Origin of the sequence: Leucobacter chironomi DSM 19883 (assembly GCF_000421845.1) — a bacterium.
Classification (GTDB): domain Bacteria; phylum Actinomycetota; class Actinomycetes; order Actinomycetales; family Microbacteriaceae; genus Leucobacter; species Leucobacter chironomi.
This window is the reverse complement of sequence record NZ_ATXU01000005.1, coordinates 98,252-121,042: the sequence shown is the minus strand read 5'-3', so window position 1 is coordinate 121,042 and position 22,791 is coordinate 98,252. Positions and strand designations below refer to the sequence as shown.

The following is a 22,791-nucleotide window of genomic DNA, read 5'->3' as shown; positions in this document are numbered from 1 at the left end:
GGCTTCATACATACGGAATACGAGAGTGGGAGAAGCGTTGGCGAAGATCAAGGTTGAAGGTACGGTCGTCGAGCTCGACGGCGACGAGATGACGCGCATCATCTGGCAGTTCATCAAGGACCGTCTGATCCACCCGTACCTCGACGTCACGCTCGACTACTACGACCTCGGCATGGAGCACCGCGACGCGACCGACGATCAGGTCACCATCGACGCGGCGCACGCGATCCAGAAGCACGGTGTGGGCGTGAAGTGCGCCACCATCACCCCCGACGAGGCCCGCGTCGAGGAGTTCGGCCTGAAGAAGATGTGGCGTTCGCCGAACGGCACGATCCGCAACATCCTCGGCGGCGTAATCTTCCGCGAGCCCATCATCATCTCCAACATTCCGCGCCTCGTGCCCGGCTGGAACAAGCCGATCATCATCGGCCGCCACGCATTCGGCGACCAGTACCGCGCCACCGACTTCCGCTTCCAGGGCGAGGGCACGCTGACCGTCGAGTTCACCCCGAAGGACGGCGGCGAGCCGCAGAAGTTCGAGGTCTTCCAGTCGCCGGGCGACGGCATCGCCCAGGTGCAGTACAACCTCGACGCCTCGATCCGCGACTTCGCGCGCGCCTCGCTCAACTACGGCCTCTCGCGCAACTACCCGGTGTACCTCTCCACGAAGAACACGATCCTCAAGGCCTACGACGGCCGTTTCAAGGACATCTTCCAGGACGTCTACGACACCGAGTTCAAGGAGCAGTTCGAGGCCGCGGGCCTCACCTACGAGCACCGCCTCATCGACGACATGGTCGCCTCGGCCATGAAGTGGGAGGGCGGCTACGTCTGGGCCTGCAAGAACTACGACGGCGATGTGCAGTCCGACACCGTGGCGCAGGGCTTCGGCTCGCTCGGTCTCATGACCTCGGTGCTGGCGACCCCCGACGGCAAGGTCGTCGAAGCCGAGGCCGCCCACGGCACCGTGACCCGCCACTACCGTCAGCACCAGCAGGGCAAGCCGACCTCGACGAACCCGATCGCCTCGATCTTCGCGTGGACGCGCGGTCTCGCGCACCGCGGCAAGCTCGACGAGAACCAGGAGCTGATCGACTTCTCGCACACCCTCGAGGACGTCGTCATCAAGACCGTCGAGTCGGGCAAGATGACGAAGGATCTGGCGCTGCTGGTCGGCCCGGATCAGAGCTACCTCACCACTGAGGAGTTCCTCGCCGCGATCGACGAGAACCTGCAGCAGCGACTGGCGTAGTCCTCACTCGCCCCGCGGTCCGCGCAGGGGGCCGGCGCTTCGGCGCCGGCCCCCTGCTGCGTTCGAAGCTGCGTGCCGCACCGGTCGACGGTCAGGCGCCCGGTGCGCGGAGGACGAGGCGCCGGAGCGCGGATCGGTGCGTGTCGTGCGGCGGCTACGGCGCGTGAACGGGCGCCCGGGAGGTGGACTCGCGGATCTCGAGCGTGGCCTCCGGCGCCGTGAGCGGCTCCGCCACGGGGCGTCCTTCCGCAAGGGCCACGGCGGCCTCGACTGCGATCTGCGCGGTCTGCTCCGGGCGCAGGTCGAGCGTCGTGACCGTGGGCTTCGAGGTGCGGTTCTGCATCGCCCCCGACCCTGCCGCGATGAGCAGGTCCTCGGGTACGCGGATACCGCGTCGGATCGCCGCGTCGGTCACGCCGGCCGCGTGACGGCCGGTCAGGCAGAAGATCGCGTCGGGGCGATCGGTGGGATCTCCTGAGAAGAAGTGGTCGATGACCCGATCGCCGACCTGCTCGCCCTCCGCCTCGGGCAGTGCCAGCACGAGCGGCTTCTGACCTCGCGCCTCGCTCCACTCGATGAGCGCTTGGCGGGAGCCGAGGTTCCAGTCGTTGCGGTCGGTGCCGGTGACGAGCGCCATGCGTCGTGCTCCTGCCTCCGAGAGGTGGTTCATCATGGTGCGCGCCTGCTGCCCCGCGGATTCGTCGATCGAGTGGAAGAGGCCGCGTCGTGCGGGGTCGGCGCCGACGGTGACGAAGGGGATGCGCTGCTCCGAGAGCATGGTGAGCACGGGATCGTTCTCGAAGGGCTCCGTCACGATGTAGGCGTCGGCGGCGAGGGCGCTGGGCGGCACGCCGGGGCGTGTGGGGTCGTCGATGAGCATCATGCTGTAGCCGCGCTCCATTGCGCTGAGCGACGCGGCGCCGGCGATGCGGAGGAAGTAGTCGACGCCCTCGGGCAGGAAGGTGTCGAGGCTGTGGAAGGGGCGGATCACGAGGGCGAGCAGCCCGAGTCGCGAGCTCTGCAGCCCGCGTGCGATGGCGCTCGGGCGGTAGCCGATCTCGGAGGCGATGCGCTCGATGCGTTCGGCGGTCTCCCGTCGCACGACGCCCTTGCCGTTCAGGGCGTGCGAGACGGTGGTGGGGGAGACGCCAGCCGCCCGCGCCACGTCTTTGATGGTCGGTCTGCCACTGCGCTGCACCCCGTCAGGATAGCCGGACGGCGCCGGTGCGATGGGTGCGAACACCGGGGAGAAACCCGGTTCCGTTATCGAAACGTTGCACCCAAAACGTTTTTCACAAATCGTTTTGGGTGCTAGCATCCTCGTGGGTCTTCGTCCAGCGCAGTGCCGGACCAGGAGGATTCAACGACGAAACTTCGAATGGAGAACAACGTGACACTCGCAAAGACACGGGCGGCGATCGCCCTGCTTGCCATCACGGGCCTGGCGCTCGCCGGCTGCGCCTCGGGCAGCCGCGGCGGCGGGGAGAGCGGCGGCACCGCCGACCTCGAACTGCTGCAGACCACCCCGGCGGCCACCGGCGAAGCCGACAAGGTCACCTGGAACTCGACCTACGGCGAGCTCGCCAGCCTCGACCCCGCCAAGGCGTTCAACTACTCCGAGAACACCGTGGTCACGAACCTCTGCGAGCCGCTCTTCCAGATGCAGCCCGACTTCTCGATCGAGCCCAACCTCGCGACGGGCGCGGAGACCGAAGACGGCCTCACCTGGAAGATCGGCATCCGCGACGACGTCACCTTCTGGGACGGCACCCCGATGACCGTCGAAGACGTCGTCTACTCGCTCAAGCGCCACAACGATCCCGCCGAGGGCAGCTACTGGACCGGCGGCGTCACCGCGAACATCGCCGATGTCGTCAAGAGCGGCGACTCCGAGATCACCGTCACCCTGAACACCCCCGACCAGCTGCTGCCCTCCTCCTTCTCGACCGTGCTCGGGGTGGTCGTGCAGGAGAAGCAGCGCAAGGCCGCCGGTGAGAACTACGGCAACCCCGACACCGGCGTGATGTGCACCGGCCCGTTCCAGTACACCCCCGGTGACTGGAAGCAGGGTCAGTCGATCACCCTCGACCGCTTCGACGGCTACTGGAACGCCGACAAGCAGGCGAAGGCCAAGCAGATCGAGATCAGCTTCGTGGTCGACCCCACCGCCATCTCGACGGCACTCGCCGCCGGTGAGATCCAGGGCTCGTACGACGTGCCCCTGCCCGCGCTGAGCGAGCTCGCGAACAGCACCTCGGGCAACCTCTACTTCGGCGAGGGCATGCAGATCATGGCCATCATCTCCACCGGCAACGGCCTCTTCGGTGATCCCGACGTGCGCCGCGCCATCACCCGCGCCACCGATCGCCAGGCCATCGCCGACACCGTCTACGAGGGCACCGGCACCCCGTCGCGCTCCGTCGTGCCGCAGGCGCCCTGGGACGCGATCGACGGCGTCGCCGAGCTGCGCGACGAAGAGCTGCCCGACCTGAGCTTCGACCTCGAAGCCGCGAAGGCCGACCTCGAGAAGAGCGACGCGGATCTCTCGCAGCCCATCAAGATCGCCTACCCGAGCGAGCGCGGCTTCTACGCCGACATCCTGAACGAGATGGCGAATGGCGCCAAGGAGCTCGGCATCACGCTCGAGCCGACCGGTGTGCCGAGCGCCCAGTTCGGTGCGTTCTTCTCCGACCCCGAGGCGCGCAAGGGCTACGACGGATTCGTGACCACCAACTACATGAGCGCGCCCGATCCGCTGCTGCACCTGGTCAGCGTTGCGAAGACCGGCAGCGACCAGAACTACTCGGGCTTCTCCGACCCCGCCGTTGACGCGGCACTCGACGCCGCGCTCGCCGAGAGCGACCCGCAGAAGCGCGCCGAGCTCACGGTCGAGGCCGAGGCGCTCATCATGGACCAGCAGCCGTGGGTGCCCATCAACGACCTCGCCGTCCGCATGTACATGGACGAGGCCATCACGGGCGCTCCCGCCTCGTTCGTCTACCTCTACTACCCGTGGGCCGCTGACCTCGGCTCCGCCGAGTAGTCGGTGACCCCAGCAGGAAGGGATCGTTCATGATCTACGTGCTGCAACGGATCGGAGCGCTCATCGCGGTGCTCGTCGTGTCCAGCTTCATCGTGTTCGCCGGCATGTATCTGGCGCCGGGCAGCCCGGAGCAGTTCCTGGTCCAGGGCCGCACCGTCAGCCCGGAGGTGCTTGCCACGATCCGCGCCCAGTACGGTCTGGACGATCCCTTCCTGCTGCGGTACTGGCACTGGCTGCTGGATGTGTTCCAGGGCGATCTCGGCCGTTCGCTGCTGACGCAGCAGGACGTGTCGACCCTGGTCATGTCCCGCCTGCCCACCACGCTGTTCCTCGCGGCGTTCGCCGCGATCCTGATCATCGTGTTCGGTGTGGGCCTCGGCGTGCTCGCCGCGACCCGCTCGGGCGTGTTCGAGAAGCTCGTGGTGTTCGGATCCAACCTCGGCTTCGCGGTTCCGACGTTCTTCGCCGCGCTGATCCTCATGGCGCTCTTCGGTTCGAACCTGGGCTGGTTCCCGGTCTCGGGATCCGGTGAGGGCTTCACCGACCGGTTGTGGCATCTCACGCTGCCGGCGCTCGCGCTCGCGTTCCCGGGTATCTCGGTCGTGGCGCGCATCACGCGAACCGCGGTGCGGGAGGAGCAGGGCTCCGAGCACGTGATCATGGCGATCGCCCGCGGCGTGCCGAAGCAGTTCGTGCTGTGGCGGCACACGATTCGCAACTCGATGCTGCCCGTGTCGACGGTGCTCGGCACCCAGATCGCGGGCCTGCTCGCGAGCGCGTTCGTCATCGAGTACGCCTTCACGCTCGATGGCATCGGGTCGCTGCTGGTGAACTCGGTGCAGAAGAAGGACTTCGCGGTGGTGCAGGCGATCGCCCTCATCATGGTGCTGGCCTTCGGTCTCATCAATCTGATCGTCGATCTGCTGTACGCGGTGATCGATCCCCGGGTCCGGCTGAGCAAGGGAGCGGCACGATGACTCAGCAGAAGTCCACACGCAAACCATCCACGAACACCTCCGCGCAGGACACCGTCGCGGTGCAGTTGCTGCGCAAGCACCGCGGCGATGTGCCCATCTCCGGGTGGCGTCTCATCGCGAAGCGTCTCGGCCCGATCGGGATCGTGTGCCTCGGCGTCATCCTGCTCGTGGTGCTCATGGCCGTGCTCGCTCCGGTCATCGCGCCCTACGACCCCTACGAGGGCAGCGTCACCGCCCGCCACGAGGCGTGGAGCCTCGCGCACCTCATGGGCACCGACCAGTCGGGTCGCGATATCTTCTCCCGCATCATCTGGGGTGCCCGCACCAGCCTCGTCGGGCCGCTCATCGTGATCGTGGTCACCGCGGTGCTCGCGACCACGCTCGCGCTCACCGCGGTCTGGTTCGGCGGCAAGGTCGACGCGTTCATCAGCCGGATTCTCGACATCCTCTTCGCGTTCCCCAACATGCTCCTCGCGATCCTCGCGGTCGCGATCTTCGGGCCGTCGCTGCTGACGGCATCGATCGCGCTCGCGATCGGGTTCACCCCGTACTCGGCGCGCGTGATCCGCTCGGTCGCGCTGCGCGAACGCAACCTGCCCTACGTCTCGTCGGCGCAGCTGCAGGGCATCTCGGGGTTCGTGATCACCGTGCGGCACATCCTGCCGAACGTGCGCACCCAGATCCTCACCGGTATGACGATCAACTTCGGCTACGCCATGATCGAGCTGGCCGCGCTGTCCTTCCTCGGGCTCGGCGTGCAACCGCCCACCGCCGATTGGGGCCTCATGGTCTCCAACGGGCAGGCGTCGCTGCAGCAGGGTTACTGGGAGCAGAGCATCTTCGCGGGCCTCGCCATCGTGATCACCGTCGCGGCCTTCGGGTACGTCGGCGAACAGCTCGGCGGTCGCCGCGCTTCAGGAAGGACCCGCTGATGCTGACTATCGAGAACCTCGTCCTCACCGTCACCGACCCCGAGACCGGGGCCGAGACCGAGATCCTCCACGGCAACTCCTTCGCGCTCGCCCAGGGCGAGGCCCTCGGCCTCGTCGGCGAGTCCGGATCGGGCAAGTCGATGACCCTCAAATGCATCCTCGGCATCGAACCCTCAGGGGCTCGGGTCGAGGGGCGGATCGAGCTCGACGGCACCGACCTGCTCGCCGCCGGCGGCGAGCAGCTGCGGAAGATCCGCGCCAACGATCTCGCACTCATCGCGCAGAACCCCCACGGAGCCCTCAACCCCGTGCTGCCCGTCGGCCGCTTCCTCGTCGAGGGCATGAGCGATGCCCGCACCATGAGCCGCGCCGATGCGCAGGCGAAGGCCGCCGATCTGCTGCGGCAGGTCGGCATCACCGACACCGAGCGGGTGCTCGCCTCGTACCCGCACCAGCTCTCGGGCGGCATGCTGCAGCGCGTCGTGATCGCCGGCGCGATCTCCGGCGAGCCGAAGCTGCTGCTCGCCGACGAGCCGACCACCGCCCTCGACGTCACCACGCAGGCCGAGGTCGTCGCGATCCTCGACGAGATGCGGCGCGAGCACGGACTCTCGATGATCTTCGTCACCCACGACCTCGACCTCGCCGCCGCAGTCTGCGACCGGCTCGCCGTCATGAAAGACGGGGAGATCCTCGAGATCGGCACCCCCGACGACATCCGCGATCATCCCGAGACCGAGTACACCCGCGCCCTCATGGCCGCCCGCCCGCTGCTCTACCCCGCCGGTCACCCCGTGCCCGACGCAGGAGCACACGCCGCGAGCAGGCCCGACAGCAGCGCGAACACCGAGGAGGCAGGCGCATGAGCGAGCAGCCCATCATCGAGGTCGAACACCTCAAACGCACCTTCCACCTGAGCCGCAAAGCCAGCGTCGCCGCACTCGACGACGTCTCCTGCGAGCTCCGGGCCGGCACCTGCCTCGCCGTGGTCGGCGAATCCGGATCGGGCAAATCGACCCTCGCCCGCGTCATCGTCGGCCTCGAATCGGCAGACTCTGGCACGGTGCGGATCGCGGGCCGTGACGTGAAACCCACCACCGCACGCCGCGCCCTGCGCGAACGGGCCAAGCTCGTGCAGATGGTCTTCCAAGACCCGCAAGGCTCGCTCAACCGTTCCCTGCCGGTGGCGGCGACCATCGACGAGATGCTGCGCGCGCACCGCCCCGACCTCGACAAGGCCGGACGCCGCGCCCGCGTGCTCGAACTGTTCGACGAGGTCGGCCTCACCGAACGCCACGCCGACGCCAAACCCGCCGCGCTCTCAGGCGGGCAGAAGCAGCGCGTCGCGATCGCCCGCGCCCTCGCCGCGGAGCCCGAGATCATCGTGCTCGACGAGGCCGTCTCCGCGCTCGACGTGTCGGTGCAGGCCCAGGTGCTCGACCTCCTCAAGAAGCTCCGCACCGAGCACGGCCTCTCCTACCTCTTCATCACGCACGACCTCTCCGTCGTGCGCGACATCGCCGACGATGTCGTGGTGATGCGCAAGGGCCGCATCATCGAGCGCGGCACCGTCGACGCCGTACTCGACCGCCCGCAGCAGCCCTACACCCGCCTCCTCATCGCCTCGGCACCCCGCCCCGGCTGGCACCCGCAACGCGGACTCCGCGAAACGCTGCTCGCCGACGAGGCCTGAGCCTTGCGACGATCCGGATCCGGCGGCCGAGAACGCCGGATCCGGGCCGCGGCGGGCGGACTCCGATCCTGATCCCGATCCGCACCCGCCCGCCCGACCCCGCACTCACCCAGAAGGAACCCCCAATGACCACCAGAGCCGAACGCCTCCACATCGATGTCTCGGGCGCGACCCCGCGCGAGCTGGGGCTGAGCCGCGGCGCCGCGCTGCGGGCCACCCTGCCGGCCGCCTACGCCAAGTACGCCGAGCTGTTCCGCCTGCTGGGCGTGAGCGAGGAGCTGGAGCGCGAGGGCACCGAACGCATCATCGCCGCCCTGCGGCCGTGGCGGCCCGCACTGCTCGAGGAGTTCGCGGGGATCGCCGAGGGTGCCGGGGTCGACCTCGCCCCGGTCATCGCGCTCAACGCCCGCACCGAGATCATCGCGCTCGGGGGGATGGCGAGCAGCGAGTGCTCGACGCTTACCGCGCAGATCGGCGGCCACCGTCTCGGCGTGCAGACCTGGGACTGGCACATCGAGCTGGAGCCCTTCTGGCACACGCACTCCGTCATCGGCCCCGGCCTGCGCTACGCCGGGCTCACCGAGCAGGGCATTCTCTCGAAGATCGGCGTCAACGAGGCCGGCCTCGCTCTGCACTTCAACATCCTCGGGCACCGCGAGGACGGCCCGGACGGGGTGCCCATGCACGTGCTGTCGAGCGTGGTGCTCTCGGAGTGCCGCTCCGTCGAAGAGGCGATCGCGCTGATCCGCGAGGCGCCGATCGCGTCGTCGTCGGCGTTCACGATGCTCGACGCGCAGCGGGCGGTGTCGGTCGAGATGAGCCCCGCCGGGGTCTTCGTGATCGAGGAGCAGGGCGGCTCGGTGCAGCGCACCAACCACTTCCAGCACGGCACCCCGCTCGCGGAGCAGAAGTCCGAGGTCTTCGAGCCCGACTCCTCGGCGCGCCTGGCGCTCGTGCGCGAGCGTCTCGCGGAGGGGTCTCCCACCGCGCCCGCCGAGATGGTGCGCGTGCTGCTCAGCGGCGAGGGCGAGCCGCCGCTCACCTGCCGCGCCGACATGTCGAAGAGCTACGGGGAGCGCTGGGCGACCCTTGCAACGGTGCTCACCGACCCCGACGCGCGCACGATCCGCATCCTCGACGGCATGCCCACCGACGCCGAGACCGGGGCCTGGCGCACGCTCGTCGCCTAGGGCGCGGCTCAGGCCGCGAGCAGTTCGCGCACCCGCGGCATCACCCGCGTGGCGTAGAGCTCGATGCTCGCGCACAGCAGCTCGTGCGGCATCGTGCCGTTGGCGTACTTCAGATCGAAGCGGTCGGCGCCGAGCGTGCGCACCGTGCGCGCGATCCGCTGCGCCACCGTCTCCGGCGACCCGACGTACAGCGATCCCGAATCCGCTTCCTGCTCGAATTCGGCGCGCGTGGTGCTCGGCCAGCCGCGCTCAGCACCGATGCGATTGCGGTTCGCCTCGAAGTGCGGCCACAACTGATCGCGCGCCTCGGCATCGGTGTCGGCGATGTGGCCCGGCGAGTGCACGCCGAGCGGCATCGGCTCCCGGCCCAGCTCGTCCTGGGCCTGCCGGTAGAGCTTCGCGAACGGCACGAAGCGAGCCGGATCGCCGCCGATGATCGCGAGCATCATCGGGATGCCCGTCTGCACCGTGCGCAGCACGGACTGCGGGCTGCCGCCGACGCCGATCCAGGCGCGCACCCCGCCCTCCTGCTCGGTCTTGGGGAACACCTCCTGCTCCACGAGCGGGCTGCGGTGGCGGCCCGACCAGGTCACAGCGCCCTCGCCGCGCAACCGCGAGAAGAGCTCGAGCTTCTCGCTGAACAGCGCGTCGTAGTCTTCGAGCCGGTAGCCGAACAGCGGGAACGACTCGGTGAAGGAGCCGCGCCCCAGGATCACCTCGGCGCGGCCGCTGCTCACCGCGTCGAGCGTCGCGAAGCGCTCGTAGGCGCGCACCGGGTCGTCGCTCGACAGCACCGTCACCCCGGTGCCGAGCAGGATCCGCTCCGTGCGACCCGCGATGGCCGCGAGCGCGATCTCGGGGCTGCTCAGCGCGAAGTCGTCGCGGTGGTGCTCGCCGAGCGTGATCGCGTCGACCCCCAGGCGGTCGGCGAGCACGGCCTGCTCGACCACGTCGCGGATCACCTGCGCGTGATGCGCCGGGGCGCCGTCGGAGGTGCGGGTGACATCTCCGAAGGTGTCGAGACCGAGGATGAGCTGCCGGGCGTCCGCCCCGGCGACCGCGCGCAGCGGGGCAGGGGTGGGGCCTGTCGGGTGGGTGAGGTGAGCCATGCCGATCTCAACCGCGGGGCAGGGGGCCGTATTCCTCGCCCGCGCTCACGGTTCGGGAGGCTCGGGGCGATCGGGTGAGGCTGCCGATCAGACCGCTCGGTCGAGCGATCTGGTCAGGCCGCCCCGCTCAGACCGCCCGGTCGAGCGATCCGGTCGAGCGACCCGCTCAGGCCTTGCGGCTCGAAGCGATGTAGCCGACCACGGCGCCGGCGACGCCGTAGAGCGCCGGGACCACCCAGAAGACGCCGAGCGCGAGCAGTGCGGCGACCGCGGCCGCGAGCAGCAGCAGCTCGAAGAGGGCCTGTGCGAAGCGGTCGGTGCGCAGCACGGGGCGCGGCGACAGGAAGAGCGCCCACAGCAGCACCGAGAGCGCGAGGAACCCGAACCCGGTGAGCAACCCCGGGAACGGCAGCGGCCAGGCGACGAAGCCCCACACCGTCACCGAAGCGACGGCGACGAGGTGGAAGAGCGCGCGCACGAGTTGCAGGATCACGGCGGCACGGGTGGGCTGAGTGTCGGAGGTGCTGGTCACCGCATCATTCTATTCGACCCGTGGGGCGCGATCGGCCGTGCGGGCTGCGGGTGCTGCTGCGTGCCGGGCCTGCCGCACGCACCTCGCGACCGGCGGATGGCGGAGTGCTAGATTGCTGCTGCACATGCGGCACGGCCGCGCGGCGGGAGCCGCGGAGCGCCGTGCACATGCCGGGGCGCCGTGCACTGCGGCGGGATGGAGTGAACATGAGCATCGAGACGGAGTCGCCGGCGAGCAGCGGCGAGGCGGTGCTCGGGGTCCGGGTCCTCGATGAGCGGGGCGGATTCACCGCACCGGGCCGGGTCTCGTGGAGTCGAGGCGCGTTCGCGCTCGGCGGGCGCGAACGCGAGACCGACCTCGCCCCGGTGAGCTGGGGCGCGACCGAGCTCTGGCTGATCCCGGGTCTCGTCGACGCCCACCTGCACGCCGCCTGGCACGCCTTCGACGCGGCGGACCGCGGCCGTCTGGACGAGGCGCAGACCCTCGCCGCGACGGAACGGGCGCTCGCCCGCACGCTCGCGGCCGGTGTCACGAGCGCCCGCGACGCGGGCGGGCTCGACCCCCTGGCGCTGCCCGCGATCCCGAGCTCCTCGCGACCCCGGATGCAGCTCTCGATCAGCATCATCGATCGGGCGCTCGCCGACTTGTCCGGCGGCCTCGACCGCGCCGTCGAAGCGGTGCTGGAGCGCGGCGCGGCCTGGGTGAAGCTCTACGGCACCGCGGGCATCGGCTCGCCCGCCGGCGCCGGTCTCGACGCGACCTTCACCGCGGCCGAGATGCGCGATGCGGTGCATCGCGCGGAGCGCGCAGGCGCCGGGGTGATGGTGCACGCGTGGGGCGGCACGGCGATCGACGACGCGATCGAGGCGGGCGCGCTGAGCATCGAGCACGGCCTCTTCCTGACGGGGGAGCAAGCCGCGCGGGCCGCTGAGCGCGACATGACGCTCGTGCCCACTCTGCGCATCTACCGCCTCGTGGAGCGCATGATCGACGTCGGCTCGCTGCCCGCCGGGCTGCGGGCGCGGGTCGCCGAGGCGATCGGCGCGCACCCGGGAGCGGTGCTGCGGGCGCGCGACGCCGGACTGCGCATCGCGCTCGGCACCGACTACGGCACCCCCGAGCAGCACGGCACCAACGGGCGCGAGCTCGACGCGCTCGTCGACGCCGGGCTCACTCCAGGTGAGGCGCTGCTGGCCGCCACGCGCTCGGGGGCGGAGCTGCTCGCGCGGGTCGCGGAGCGTGCTGGGGATCGTGGCGCCGCGGATCGTGCGGCCGCGGCGGATCGCGGCGCGCTCATCGGGCGGATCGCGGATCGCGCCGTCGCCGACGGCGTGATCCTGCGCCGAGACCCGCTGCAGCCCGGAGCGCTGAGCGATCCGGAATCCATCGCGGCGGTGCTGCTCGGCGGCCGCCTCATCGACCCGGCGACGCTGCGCGCCGTCTGATCGCGAAGCCCCGGCGGTGGTTCTGCGCGGCTCACGGAAAGTGGTCCACTGATCTGCGCTCGGTTAGCGTATGAACATAGACCACGCAGGGCGCACCGGCGCCCGATCCCGATCCGCACCCGGAGGACCCCGTGCCCAGACAGCCCCACACCGCGCCGCGCCGCCGCCTCGCGCTCGCGACCGCCTCGCTCGCCGCCGCGGCCCTGCTGCTCAGCGCCTGCGCCGGCGGGGCGAGCCCCCAGGCCGAGGGCGACTCCGCCACCCCGGTCGCGGGCGGCACGCTCACCTTCGGCCGAGTCGCAGCGGTCAACAACCTCGACCTCAACCAGCAGATCACCGCCAACAACGCCTTCGCGATCGACAAGATCTTCGAACCGCTCGTCGCCTTCGACGAGCACGGCGAGATCGGCCCCTGGCTCGCCGAGTACGACGAGAGCGACGACGGCCTCGTCTACACCTTCACGCTGCGCGAGGGCCTGCAGTTCTCGAACGGCGACGACGTGACCCCCGACGACGTGGTCTTCTCGCTCAACCGGCACCTCGAAGTCGGGGGGCCGCTGCCGCTGACGGCGCCCATCGCGAGCATCGAGGCCACCGGAGACCGCGAGATCACCATCACCCTCGACACCCCGTATACGCCGTTCCTGTCGGAGCTCTCGGGCTTCTCGAACGGCATCTTCCCCGCCGATTTCGGCGGCGCGACCGAGGAGGAGTTCTTCCAGAACCCCGTCGGCACGGGGCCGTTCGTGGTCGAGAAGTGGGATCCGAGCGGCGACCTGTCGTTCGTGAAGAACGAGCACTACTGGCAGGAGGGCAAGCCCTACCTCGACGGGCTGGTCTACAAGTTCATCGCCGACGACACCCAGCTGCGCCAGCAGCTCGCGGCCGGCCAGATCGACGCCATCGACACGGTTCCGGCCGCCAATGCCGCCGAGGTCGACGCCGCAGCAGATACCGTGCTCTCGCGGACCGACGGCTGGTCGACCGAGCAGGTCTTCTTCAACACGCAGCGCGAGCAGTTCGCCGATCCGCACGTGCGCCGCGCCATCGCCCACGCCCTCGACCGCGAGGGCATCACCTCCGCCACCACCTTCGGCACCGCCGAGGTTGCGAACGCGCTGCTGCCGCCCACCATCACCTACTCGGCGAACGACACCGTCGAGGCGCTCGACTTCGACGTCGATGCGGCGAAGGCCGAGCTGGCGAAGTCGGCCTACCCCGACGGATTCACCACCACGCTGCTCATCGCGAGCGGCAACTCGCAGCGGGCGCAGATCGCGCAGATCGTGCAGGAATCGCTGAGCAAGATCGGCATCGAGGTCGAGATCGAGCAGCTCGACATCGCGGTCTTCCGCGAGCGGTTCTTCGCCTACGACTACGACTTCATGCTCAACAGCGGCCAGTCGGACGCCCCGGATCCCAACGGCTTCATCACCTTCCAGGCCGACCCGGAGGGCTTCAGCAAGTCGTACTGGACGCACTACACGAACGAGCGGGTCACCGAGCTCATGCACGAGGGACGCACCACGCCCCCCCGGCGACGAGCGCGAGGCGATCTATGCCGAGATCCAGCAGATCCTCGCCGACGACGTGCCCTATATCCCGCTGTTCTTCCCGGCGAACCTGAAGGCGACCACGGGCGAGGTGCACGGCTTCACGGTGCTGCCCAACTCGAGCGTCCGCTTCCAGGAGGCCTGGCTGAGCGGCGGCGGGAAGTAAGGCGTCCGATCTGACGGCCCGTCGCGGGGCGGTGCCCTGCAAGAGAGTCGCGGCCCGCGGTCTCGCCGAGTGCGAGACCGCGGGGCGCGACTTCCGATTTCGGCGGCACTGGGCCGGGGCCGTCGGGCAGGGGTCCGGGTGGTGCCGCCCGGGTCGATAACGGAGCGTCGATTTCGGAGGCCGTGAGTAGGGTGAGACCGTGAAGAACGACAGGCTGCGACGAACGCTGCGGGCGGTGGGGCGGATCACCGCGCGCATCGTGCCCGTCATGCTCGGCGTGGTGGTGGCGGTCTTCTTCCTGCTGCGCATGGTGCCGGGCGATCCCGCCGCCATGATCCTGGGCGAGCGGGCCACCCCCGAGTCCGTTGCGCAGCTGCGCGCGCAGCTCGGCCTCGACCAGCCTCTGTGGCGGCAGTTCACCGATTTCGCGGTGCAGGTGGTGACGCGCTTCGACACGGGCGATTCGCTGGTCACGGGGGTGCCGACGCGGGAGCTGATCTTCGCCCGCGCCCCCGTGAGCCTCGGCATCGTGGTGTTCGCGGTGGTGCTCGCGGTGCTCATCGCCGTGCCGCTCGCGCTCGCCGCCGCGCTGCGCCGGGACGGCTGGGTCGATCACGTGGTGCGCGTGCTGCCCGCGGTGGGCATGGGCATGCCGCTCTTCTGGATCGGCCTGCTGCTCATCATCGTGTTCGGCGTGCAGCTGCGGTGGTTCCCGGTCGGCGGGGTCGGATCGGGGCCGGGAGAGCCGCTGCGCAGCCTCTTCCTGCCGTCGCTCGCAGTCGCGCTCGGCATGGCGCCGCCCCTGATCCGCTCGCTGCGGGCCCAGCTGCTCGAAGTGCTCACGGCCGACTTCGTGACGACGCTGCGCGCAGCGCGCGTGCCCGAGCACCGCATCCTGTGGCGACACGTCGTGCGCGGTGCGGCGCTGCCCACGCTCACCCTGCTGAGCGTGAACACCGCGTACCTGATCGGCGGCACCCTGGTGGTCGAGAAGGTGTTCGGCATCGACGGTCTCGGCACGCTGCTGTTCCAGTCGATCGGCAGCCGCGACTTCCCCGTGGTGCAGGGCGTGGCCCTCTACTGCGCGGTGCTCGTGGTGCTGGTGACGACGCTGGCGGGGGTGCTCGCGGCGCTGCTGGATCCGCGCCTGCGCGTGGGCGAGCAGCCGGAGTCGGCGCGGCCGGCGGACGAGGGGATCGCCCGATGAATGCCCTGGGTCGCCTACGCCGCTCGCCCGCCTTCGCGGCCGGGGCGACGCTGCTCGCGCTGATCCTGCTCTCCGCGCTGCTCGCCCCCGTGCTCGCCCCCTACCCGCCGAACGCCCAGAACCTCACCGGCGGGCTGCTGCCCCCCTCGCCCGAGCACTGGTTCGGCACGGATCAGCTGGGACGCGACGTGCTCTCGCGCATGCTCTTCGCCGCCCAGACCGACCTGCGCGTGTCGGTGCTCGCAGCGCTGGCGCCCTTCGTGATCGGGGTGACGGTGGGGCTCGTCACCGGCTACTTCGGGGGCGCGGTCGACTGGGTCGGATCCCGCATCATCGACACCGTCATCGCGTTCCCCTTCTACGTGATCGTCATCGCGATCGTGTTCGCGGTGGGTGCCGGCGAGGGCGGCATCATCGTCGCCTTCGCGCTCGTGGGGTGGGTGGGCTACGCGCGGGTGCTGCGCGCGATGACGGCCGCACTGCGGGAGTCGGGCTGGGTGCAGGCGGCGCGCGGCGGTGGGCTGTCGCACGCGCGGGTGCTGCTGCGGCACCTGCTGCCGAACGTGCTGCCGCAGGCGATCGTGCTGCTCGCCACCGAGATCGTGCTCATCATGGTCGCGATCGTCACCCTCGGCTACCTCGGGCTCGGCATCCAGCCGCCCACGCCCGACTGGGGCACCATGATCTCCGACGGCCAGGCCTTCATCACCACCCACTGGTGGCTGTCCGCCCTGCCGGGTCTCGCCGTCGTGCTGACCGGGGTGTCCCTGTCGCTGATCGGCGACGGCGTCGGCGACGCGCTGCGCGTCGGGGCCGGCGCCCGGCCCCGAGCCGGCCGCGCGGGCCGCGTCGACCGCGGTCGAGGTCACGCGAGTGGTCGTCTCCCGCGCGCGAACGGGCCGTTCGCGCCACCTCGGCGGCGGATCGAGCGCCCGGCGGGGGCTGACGCGAAGGCCGGTGCGGCCGGGGGCGCGAGCGCTGCGCTGCGCGCGGGCGAGGTGCGGGTGCGGGGTCTGCGAGTGGAGGCGGCGCCCCGCGGCGGCGGGAGCGGGCCGGTTCTGGTCGACGGGCTCTCCTTCGAAGTGCGACCGGGAGAGGCCGTCGGCATCGTGGGGGAGTCGGGATCGGGCAAGACCCTCACGCTCCGCGCGCTGCTCGGCATGATGCCGCCCGGCACGCGCGTCGCGGCCGGCGAGGCGAGCGCGGGCGGGCCGGTTCGCATGGTCTTCCAGGATCCGCTGACGGCGCTCGACCCGCTCACGCGCGTCGGCGTGCAGCTGCGCGAAGCGGTCGAGGCCGCGCACGACGGTTCGCGCGCGGAGGCCGCCAGGCGCGTGCGCGAACTGCTCGAACGGGTGCGCCTGCCCGATCCCGGGCGGATCGCGCGCGCCTATCCGCATCAGCTCTCGGGCGGGCAGCGGCAGCGCGTGGTGATCGCGATGGCGCTCGCCGGCGATCCGGCTCTGCTGCTCTGCGACGAGCCCACGACCGCGCTCGACGTCACCGTGCAGCGCCGCGTGCTCGAACTGCTCGACGAGCTGCGTCGCAGCCGCGGCATCACCCTGGTGTTCGTGAGCCACGATCTCGCAGTGGTGTCCTCGATGTGCGAGCGGGTCATCGTGATGCGCGGCGGCCGGGCGGTCGAGTCGGGCGAGACGGAGCGCGTGGTGCGGGATCCCCGGGAGCCCTACACCCGCGCCCTGCTCGACGCGGTGCCCGCGCTGCCGCAGCTCGCCGCGGACCCCGGGCCGGGTACCCCCCTTCCGGGCGGCCGTGATGCACCGCAGCGCCCGCAGGGCCGCACCGGCGCTCGGACACCGGAAGCGCTCGTGGCCGGGGGAGCGGCCTCCGCGTCGCAGCCGCCCGTGCTCGAGGTGCGCGGTGCCCAGATCGGCTACGGCCGCGCGCTCGCCGTCGACGGCGTCTCCCTGGCGGTGCGGGCCGGGGGCGCGCTCGGCATCGTGGGGGAGTCCGGATCCGGCAAGACCACCCTCGCCCGCGCCATCGTCGGCCAGCTGCCGCTTATCGGAGGCGAGATCCTGCTCGACGGGCGGATCCAGCCGTCGCGGCGCGACCGCGCGGCGCGGCGGGCGGTGCAGCTCGTGCCGCAGGATCCGTACTCCTCGCTCGATCCGCGCATGACGGTCGGGCAGACGCTCGGGGAGCTGCTGCGGGCGCATCGTCTCGCGACGGGGGCCGAGTCGCGCGCGCGGATCGCCGGGCTGCTCGAATCGGTGCGACTCGATCCGGGCCTGGCACGCTGCTATCCTCACGAGCTCTCGGGCGGGCAGCGCCAGCGGGTCGCGATCGCCCGTGCGCTCGCGGTCGAACCGCGTGCGATCGTCGCCGACGAGCCCACGAGCGCGCTCGACGTCTCCGTGCAGGCGAGCGTGGTGGAGCTGCTGCGGGAGCTGCGGAGCGCGACCGGGGTGGCGCTCGTGCTCGTCTCGCACGACCTCGCGGTGGTGCACGAGCTGTGCGAGGAGGTGCTGGTGATGCGCGGGGGCGAGGCCGTCGAGACCGGAGGCGCGGCCTTCTTCACCGAACCCCGCACCGACTACGGTCGTCAGCTGCTCTCCGCGGTGCCCCGGCTGGGTCGCCGGGCCTGACCGCGGCGGCGCCGCGCCGCGCGGCGACACCGGGCCCGATCCGCGCCGCCGCGCCCGACCACTGCTGCTGCGCCCGCCCGGCGGTGACGATGTCCGAGGCCCTTGATACGCTGCCAGTACCGGATCGTGCGAGAGGAGCCCCTCGATGGATGGCATCATGACCTGGTTCGAGCGGCTGCTCGACGGCTCGCTGATGGCGGGCGGCGTCTTCCTCGTCATCGGCGTCGTCGGCGGGGTGCTGCTGCTCGTGTCCCTGGTGCTCGACGGCATCTTCGACGCGTTCGACTTCGGCGATGGACCGCTCAGCCTCACCACCATCGCGGCGTTCACCGCGATCTTCGGCTTCACCGCATTCGCGAGCGTGGGCGCGGGCATGGCCACGCCGGTCGCGGCCGTGATCGGCTCCCTGGCCGGCGCGGTGGGCGGTGCGGCCGCCTGGTGGCTGTCGCGCATGATCCGCGGGGCCGAGTCGAGCACCGCGGTGAGCGGCGGCGATCTCGTCGGATCCGAGGGCGCGGTCGTGCTTGCGATCCCGGAGGGCGGGCTCGGCGAGGTCGCGATCACCCGCCACGGCGAGCGGATCTCGCTCGCCGCCTCGGCCGACACCGCGATCCCGCGTGGTGCGGCGGTGCGGGTCACGCAGACCATCACCTCGACCTCGGTGCGCGTCGAGCCGGTCTCGGCGCCGCCCGCCCCGGATGCTGCGCCCGGCGCCTCCGGCTCAGACCCTGCAGCAGACCCCAAGACTCAATGAACGGAGACTGAATGTTGCTCGCAAGCCCGGCGATCATCGGTATCTTTGGCGCGGTCATCGCGCTGGTACTGGTGGCACTCGTCATCATCAAGCGGTACCGCATCGCAAAACCTGACGAGGCGATCATCGTCACCGGCGGCAAGGGCAAGGAAGTCGTCGATGCCTCGGGGCAGCGGTCGCGCGATCTGTCCGGGCAGAAGGTGGTCACCGGTGGCGGCGTGTTCGTCGTGCCCTTCGTGCAGAAGTCGTTCACCATCTCCCTGCGCTCCCGACGCCTCTCGATCACCACCGAGGCTCAGACCACCGACGGCATCACCATTCAGGCGCAGGCCGTCGCCGTGGTGAAGGTGGGCGGCACCCAGGAGATGATCCGCGCCGCGGCTCAGCGATTCCTCTCGAACTCCGACGAGATCGACGAGTCGACGCAGGAGGTGCTGTCGGGCTCGCTGCGCTCGATCATCGGCGGGCTCACCGTGCTGCAGATCATCAGGGATCGCGCCGTCGTCGCCCAGAGCGTGCTCGAAGCCGCCGAGGAAGCGCTCACGAAGCAGGGCCTCGTGGTCGACACCCTGCAGATCCAGGAGATCCGCGACGGCGCCGACTACATCACGAACATCGGCCGTCCCGAGGCGGCGAAGGTGCGCCAGGCGGCCGACATCGCCGAGACGAACGCCTATCAGGCGTCGCAGGAGGCGAAGATCTCGGCCGAGAAGGTGCTGCTCGATCGCAATCGCGAGCTGAAGCTGCGCCAGGCCGAGATCCAGGCCGAGACCGACAAGGCCACCGCGCAGGCGGCGGCCGCCGAGCCGTTGGAGCAGGCGATCCAGCAGCAGGCCATCGTCGAGCAGCAGCAGATCACGGCGCAGAAGGGCGTGGCGCTGCGCACCGAGCAGCTGAACGCCGATGTGCGCGCCGTGGCCGAGGCCGAGGCCTACCGGGTCGAGGCGCTGGCGAAGGCCGAAGCCGCGGCCGCGGTGTCGGCCGCCGAGGGGCGGGCGAAGGCTGTGGAACGCGAGGGCCTCGCGAACCGCTCCGCGCGTATCGCGGCGTCCGAGGCGCTCGAGGCCGAGGGCCGGGCCGAGGCTTCGGCGCTCGAGGCGAAGGGCACGGCGGAGGCCGCCGCGATCGACGCCCGCGCCCGCGCGCTCGAGACGCAGTCGCAGGCCGTGCTGGCGCAGGAGCTCATCCACCTGCTGCCGGAGATCGCGGGCGAGTACGCGCAGGCGATCGGCGCGATCGACAACATGACCGTCGTGTCGGCCGACGGCTCGGCCAAGGTGACCGGCGACGCGATGGGCAACATCAAGGGTATGCTCGAGATGGCTCGCGAGACTGTGGGCATCGACCTGGTGGGCATACTCAACGGTGCGGTCACCGGCGGTGCCGCGGGTGCGGCTGCGGGCCGTGCCTCGCAGGGGCAGGCGGATCGAGGGCGGGTCGAGCGCGTCCAGGCGGATCACGCCCGCACTGATCGGGCGCGGGCTGCTGTCGCGACGTCGGATGCCGCTCCGGCCCGTGCCGGTGCCTCCGGCTCCCGCGCCGGATCGAACGCCGGTGCAGCCGAGCAGATCGCCGTCGCCGCGCAGGATCTCGCCGCGACTGCGGCCCAGACCGCCTCCGAGGCCGCCGAGGCCGCCGAGTCCGTGACGGGCGCAGCCGGCGACGCCGCCCAGCGCGCCGGCCGCACGGCTGCGACCGGTCTCGACCGTTTCGGCGCTGCGCCTCAGCAGAACCCGGCAGAATAGGGGCATGCCCTCCCGCGCTCCACGATCGGTCACGGCGGAGGTCGAGTCGGTGCTCGGCCCCGCCCCGGTGAGCTATGCGCAACCGGAGGTCGTGGTGCTGCGATTCCGGCGGCACGGGCGGCAACTCGTGCCGCCGGTGCTCGCGCTGGTCGTGATCGCCGCCGCCGCCGGGTTCTGGGTGGGCGCGCTCCCCGCCGCGTGGATGAATCTCGCGGCGGGCGCGGGCGCACTCCTGCTGGCCCTGCTGCTCGGGGTGCTGCCCGTGTTCTCGTGGCTCGCCCACCGCACCACGGTGACGACCCGTCGCGTCATCCTGCGCCAGGGCCTCTTCTCGCGTCACCGCAGCGAGGTCTCCTTCGGGCGGGTGCGCGAGGTGCGCTCTCGTCGGGGGCTGTCCCAGCGGGTGTGGGGCTCGGGAGACATCGACCTGCTGCACGGGGCCGAGAGCCTCAGGCTGACCGACGTGCCCGGCAGCGAGCGGGTGGCCGACGCGCTGCAGGATCTGATGGCGCGCAACTACGAGCATGCGACGCGGGTCGAGCAGCGGCTCGCGAACCTGCCGGCGCCGCAGCTCCCGGGGCCGACCGCGGCGCAACCGGAGCAGGCCGGGCCGGTCTCGTTCTGGTGATCCGCCCCCGCTGAATTCGACCGCGGGAAACTCCGCCCGTACCCGCGGGCACAGACGATCATCCGATCGCTCAGCTGGTGCGGGTGATGAGCACGTCGATCAGCTGACCGGCGAGCCCGACGAGCTGTTCGATCTCGCTCTCGTCGCGATCCACCCAGCGGCACTCCGGGTCTCCGACCGGCACGAAGTTCTCGTGGCGCTCCCACACGACCAGGGTGCGCTCGGCCCCGAGCACGTACTGCTGCCACCAGACCTGGCGCAGGTAGTTGCGGGGGATCGAGCGCCACTGCTTGTTGGTGGTCTTGATCTCGGCGAGCTCGATGACGCCCCGGTCGCGCTGCGCGAGCCCGTCGGGGGTGGCCAGGTGGCGCAGGTCGGTCTCGGCGTGGAAGAGGGCCTGGCTCGGCGAGATGCGGTGCTCGCGCAGCACCCAGGAGGCGATCTCGGGTTCCCGGGCCTTGCCGTGCGCCGTGTAGGCGTTGCCGGTGAAGCGGCTGCCGTGCAGCTTCTCGTGAGCGGCGGCCTCGATCGAGCGAGGACTCGTCAGCTTCGCCACGTCGGTCGCGGTGATGCCGCGTGCGCGTGCGCGCATCCACGCCATGCGATCCGTGCCGTCGGTCACCATCCGGTTCAGGTAGGAGGGCTGCTGCTCGGTCACCATCCCAGTCTTCCACGTCTCGGCTGCGGCTTCGACTCGGCTCGCGAACGCCCCTGAAAGACACCTACTGTCGCGCAAAACACTGGAATACGGCATATTCGTTCGCGTGAATCGGAAAGTTCGCTGATAATCCATCGGGAGATGCCGATCCTCATCGTCTGTTGGATGCGCTGCGGGAAAGGAAAGCACTAGGCTCGTGAAGACAAGTTCCCCGAGCGCTCACATGAACTCGGGCCTCGGGGGGAGATAACGATCTGGTGCGCTTCGGCGTTGACTTCTCTCAGCGCGAGACGTGCCGGGTGAGGGGCACTCAGAACATGGAATCTCAAACATTGAAGCGCGCCGATGGTGGGAAGGTGCGCGCCCTCGTCGTAGACGACGAGGAATCGATCACGCAGCTCGTCGCGATGGCGCTGCGATATGAAGGGTGGGATGTCGAGACTGCAGCCAACGGGGAAGAAGCGCTGCAGAAGATTCGCGCATTCGAGCCCGATGTCGCAGTGTTCGACATCATGCTGCCCGACTTCGACGGGATGCAGCTGCTGTCGCGGGTGCGCTCCGACGGGCGCATGTTCCCGGTGCTGTTCCTGACCGCGCTCGACTCCGTCGAGGACCGCGTCAACGGGCTGACGGCGGGCGGTGACGACTACGTCGTGAAGCCGTTCAGCCTGGAAGAGCTGATCGCGCGGCTGCGAGGTCTCGTGCGTCGCTCGCAGGTGGCGCTCGCCCAGGAGCCGGATCCGGTGCTGCGTGTGGGGGATCTCACGCTCAACGAGGACAGCTACGAGGTGGAGCGCGCGGGGGAGTCGATCGCGGTCACCAACACCGAGTTCGAGCTGCTGCGCTATCTGATGCGCAATCCGAACCGCGTGCTGTCGAAGGCGCAGATCCTCGACCGCGTGTGGGCCTACGACTTCAACGGCAAGTCGACCGTGGTCGAGCTCTACATCTCGTACCTGCGGAAGAAGGTGGATGCCGGCCGCGATCCGATGGTGCACACCGTGCGCGGCGCGGGCTACATGCTGAAGCCGGCGGCCTGAGCCCGTCGACGCGTTCGACCGACGGATGCGATCCGCCCCTTGGGGGAGGGGCGGATCGCATCCGGGTCCGTGGTGTGGTAGAGTTCTCGACGGCCACAGACCGCCGGTAGGGTCCGCCAGGATCCCGGAACGTTCGCGTAAGCGAAGACCTGCGCAGGTACGAACTCCTTGAGAGTGGGATTCCGATCCCGATCTTCACAGAAGCTCCGTGCGTGCGCGCCGGAGCTTTTCCCGTTTCAGGGGGAGCATCCGAGCGGC

The 22,791-nt window shown here is 70.5% G+C and carries 19 protein-coding genes; 15 read left to right on the top strand and 4 right to left on the bottom strand.

The genetic code is table 11. The features are described from left to right. Window positions 1-37: 37 nt before the first annotated feature. Window positions 38-1,252, top strand: coding sequence for an NADP-dependent isocitrate dehydrogenase (locus H629_RS0106820; protein ID WP_024356544.1), 1,215 nt, complete (start codon window positions 38-40; stop codon window positions 1,250-1,252). Between the two features lie 154 nt (window positions 1,253-1,406). On the opposite strand, the gene H629_RS0106815 is transcribed toward H629_RS0106820, so the two are convergent. Further along, on the bottom strand, window positions 1,407-2,417 hold the full coding sequence (locus H629_RS0106815; RefSeq protein WP_051137837.1) for a LacI family DNA-binding transcriptional regulator: 1,011 nt from the start codon (window positions 2,415-2,417) through the stop codon (window positions 1,407-1,409). Window positions 2,418-2,642: 225 nt separating this feature from the next. Here H629_RS0106815 and H629_RS0106810 point away from each other — a divergent pair, with 225 nt between their 5' ends. From H629_RS0106810 to H629_RS0106785, 6 genes are all read left to right on the top strand, one after another. Continuing rightward, window positions 2,643-4,295 (top strand): ABC transporter substrate-binding protein, encoded by a 1,653-nt coding sequence (locus H629_RS0106810; protein WP_240471073.1) that lies wholly within the window; start codon window positions 2,643-2,645, stop codon window positions 4,293-4,295. 29 nt (window positions 4,296-4,324) lie between these two features. Beyond that, window positions 4,325-5,272 carry an ABC transporter permease gene (locus tag H629_RS0106805; RefSeq protein ID WP_024356541.1) on the top strand — a complete coding sequence of 316 codons (948 nt, stop codon included), beginning with the start codon at window positions 4,325-4,327 and terminating at the stop codon, window positions 5,270-5,272. Then, the gene (locus H629_RS0106800; RefSeq protein ID WP_024356540.1) at window positions 5,269-6,204 is read left to right on the top strand and encodes an ABC transporter permease; all 936 of its coding nucleotides are present in this window, start codon (window positions 5,269-5,271) and stop codon (window positions 6,202-6,204) included. Before H629_RS0106805 ends, H629_RS0106800 begins: the two co-directional genes overlap by 4 nt. Next, window positions 6,204-7,070, top strand: coding sequence for an ABC transporter ATP-binding protein (locus H629_RS0106795; RefSeq protein WP_024356539.1), 867 nt, complete (start codon window positions 6,204-6,206; stop codon window positions 7,068-7,070). Before H629_RS0106800 ends, H629_RS0106795 begins: the two co-directional genes overlap by 1 nt. Beyond that, a complete protein-coding gene (locus tag H629_RS0106790) occupies window positions 7,067-7,897 on the top strand; it encodes an ABC transporter ATP-binding protein (protein ID WP_024356538.1) in 831 nt (276 codons plus the stop codon). Before H629_RS0106795 ends, H629_RS0106790 begins: the two co-directional genes overlap by 4 nt. A gap of 125 nt (window positions 7,898-8,022) precedes the next feature. Beyond that, the gene (locus H629_RS0106785) at window positions 8,023-9,087 is read left to right on the top strand and encodes a C45 family autoproteolytic acyltransferase/hydrolase (RefSeq protein WP_024356537.1); all 1,065 of its coding nucleotides are present in this window, start codon (window positions 8,023-8,025) and stop codon (window positions 9,085-9,087) included. 8 nt (window positions 9,088-9,095) lie between these two features. On the opposite strand, the gene H629_RS0106780 is transcribed toward H629_RS0106785, so the two are convergent. Next, window positions 9,096-10,196, bottom strand: a complete 1,101-nt coding sequence (locus H629_RS0106780) for an LLM class flavin-dependent oxidoreductase (protein WP_024356536.1) — start codon at window positions 10,194-10,196, stop codon at window positions 9,096-9,098. Between the two features lie 166 nt (window positions 10,197-10,362). Further along, complete coding sequence (locus H629_RS14060; RefSeq protein WP_024356535.1) at window positions 10,363-10,728, bottom strand: DUF2568 domain-containing protein; 366 nt, start codon at window positions 10,726-10,728, stop codon at window positions 10,363-10,365. 206 nt (window positions 10,729-10,934) lie between these two features. On the opposite strand from H629_RS14060, the gene H629_RS0106770 reads away from it, so the two are divergent. From H629_RS0106770 to H629_RS14045, 7 genes are all read left to right on the top strand, one after another. Continuing rightward, the gene (locus tag H629_RS0106770; protein WP_024356534.1) at window positions 10,935-12,173 is read left to right on the top strand and encodes an amidohydrolase family protein; all 1,239 of its coding nucleotides are present in this window, start codon (window positions 10,935-10,937) and stop codon (window positions 12,171-12,173) included. A gap of 131 nt (window positions 12,174-12,304) precedes the next feature. After that, window positions 12,305-13,906, top strand: coding sequence for an ABC transporter substrate-binding protein (locus H629_RS14055; protein ID WP_240471071.1), 1,602 nt, complete (start codon window positions 12,305-12,307; stop codon window positions 13,904-13,906). Window positions 13,907-14,091: 185 nt separating this feature from the next. Continuing rightward, window positions 14,092-15,099: an ABC transporter permease gene (locus H629_RS0106760; RefSeq protein ID WP_029746668.1), complete on the top strand. Its 1,008-nt coding sequence runs from the start codon at window positions 14,092-14,094 to the stop codon at window positions 15,097-15,099. Continuing rightward, a complete protein-coding gene (locus H629_RS0106755; protein ID WP_024356532.1) occupies window positions 15,096-17,708 on the top strand; it encodes an ABC transporter ATP-binding protein/permease in 2,613 nt (870 codons plus the stop codon). Before H629_RS0106760 ends, H629_RS0106755 begins: the two co-directional genes overlap by 4 nt. 145 nt (window positions 17,709-17,853) lie before the next feature. Then, entirely contained in the window at window positions 17,854-18,462 is a 609-nt protein-coding gene (locus H629_RS14050) for a hypothetical protein (protein WP_024356531.1), read from the top strand. A gap of 11 nt (window positions 18,463-18,473) precedes the next feature. Next, entirely contained in the window at window positions 18,474-20,207 is a 1,734-nt protein-coding gene (locus H629_RS0106745; protein WP_024356530.1) for an SPFH domain-containing protein, read from the top strand. A gap of 4 nt (window positions 20,208-20,211) precedes the next feature. Next, entirely contained in the window at window positions 20,212-20,835 is a 624-nt protein-coding gene (locus H629_RS14045; RefSeq protein ID WP_024356529.1) for a PH domain-containing protein, read from the top strand. A 70-nt stretch (window positions 20,836-20,905) separates the two neighbouring features. Here the strand turns inward: H629_RS14045 and H629_RS0106735 are convergent, their stop codons facing one another. After that, window positions 20,906-21,460, bottom strand: a complete 555-nt coding sequence (locus tag H629_RS0106735) for a YqaJ viral recombinase family protein (RefSeq protein WP_420835247.1) — start codon at window positions 21,458-21,460, stop codon at window positions 20,906-20,908. Window positions 21,461-21,810: 350 nt separating this feature from the next. Between H629_RS0106735 and H629_RS0106730 the strand changes: the two genes are divergently transcribed. Continuing rightward, a complete protein-coding gene (locus tag H629_RS0106730; protein WP_029746664.1) occupies window positions 21,811-22,533 on the top strand; it encodes a response regulator transcription factor in 723 nt (240 codons plus the stop codon). Window positions 22,534-22,791 lie beyond the last annotated feature (258 nt).

Coding starts and splice junctions, on each gene's coding strand:
- H629_RS0106805 (WP_024356541.1), top strand. CDS start 4,325: ATGATCTACGTGCTGCAACGGATCGGAGCGCTCATCGCGGTGCTCGTC.
- H629_RS0106800 (WP_024356540.1), top strand. CDS start 5,269: ATGACTCAGCAGAAGTCCACACGCAAACCATCCACGAACACCTCCGCG.
- H629_RS0106795 (WP_024356539.1), top strand. CDS start 6,204: ATGCTGACTATCGAGAACCTCGTCCTCACCGTCACCGACCCCGAGACC.
- H629_RS0106790 (WP_024356538.1), top strand. CDS start 7,067: ATGAGCGAGCAGCCCATCATCGAGGTCGAACACCTCAAACGCACCTTC.
- H629_RS0106785 (WP_024356537.1), top strand. CDS start 8,023: ATGACCACCAGAGCCGAACGCCTCCACATCGATGTCTCGGGCGCGACC.
- H629_RS0106780 (WP_024356536.1), bottom strand. CDS start 10,196: ATGGCTCACCTCACCCACCCGACAGGCCCCACCCCTGCCCCGCTGCGC.
- H629_RS0106770 (WP_024356534.1), top strand. CDS start 10,935: ATGAGCATCGAGACGGAGTCGCCGGCGAGCAGCGGCGAGGCGGTGCTC.
- H629_RS0106755 (WP_024356532.1), top strand. CDS start 15,096: ATGAATGCCCTGGGTCGCCTACGCCGCTCGCCCGCCTTCGCGGCCGGG.
- H629_RS14050 (WP_024356531.1), top strand. CDS start 17,854: ATGGATGGCATCATGACCTGGTTCGAGCGGCTGCTCGACGGCTCGCTG.
- H629_RS0106745 (WP_024356530.1), top strand. CDS start 18,474: ATGTTGCTCGCAAGCCCGGCGATCATCGGTATCTTTGGCGCGGTCATC.
- H629_RS14045 (WP_024356529.1), top strand. CDS start 20,212: ATGCCCTCCCGCGCTCCACGATCGGTCACGGCGGAGGTCGAGTCGGTG.
- H629_RS0106735 (WP_420835247.1), bottom strand. CDS start 21,460: ATGGTGACCGACGGCACGGATCGCATGGCGTGGATGCGCGCACGCGCA.
- H629_RS0106730 (WP_029746664.1), top strand. CDS start 21,811: ATGGAATCTCAAACATTGAAGCGCGCCGATGGTGGGAAGGTGCGCGCC.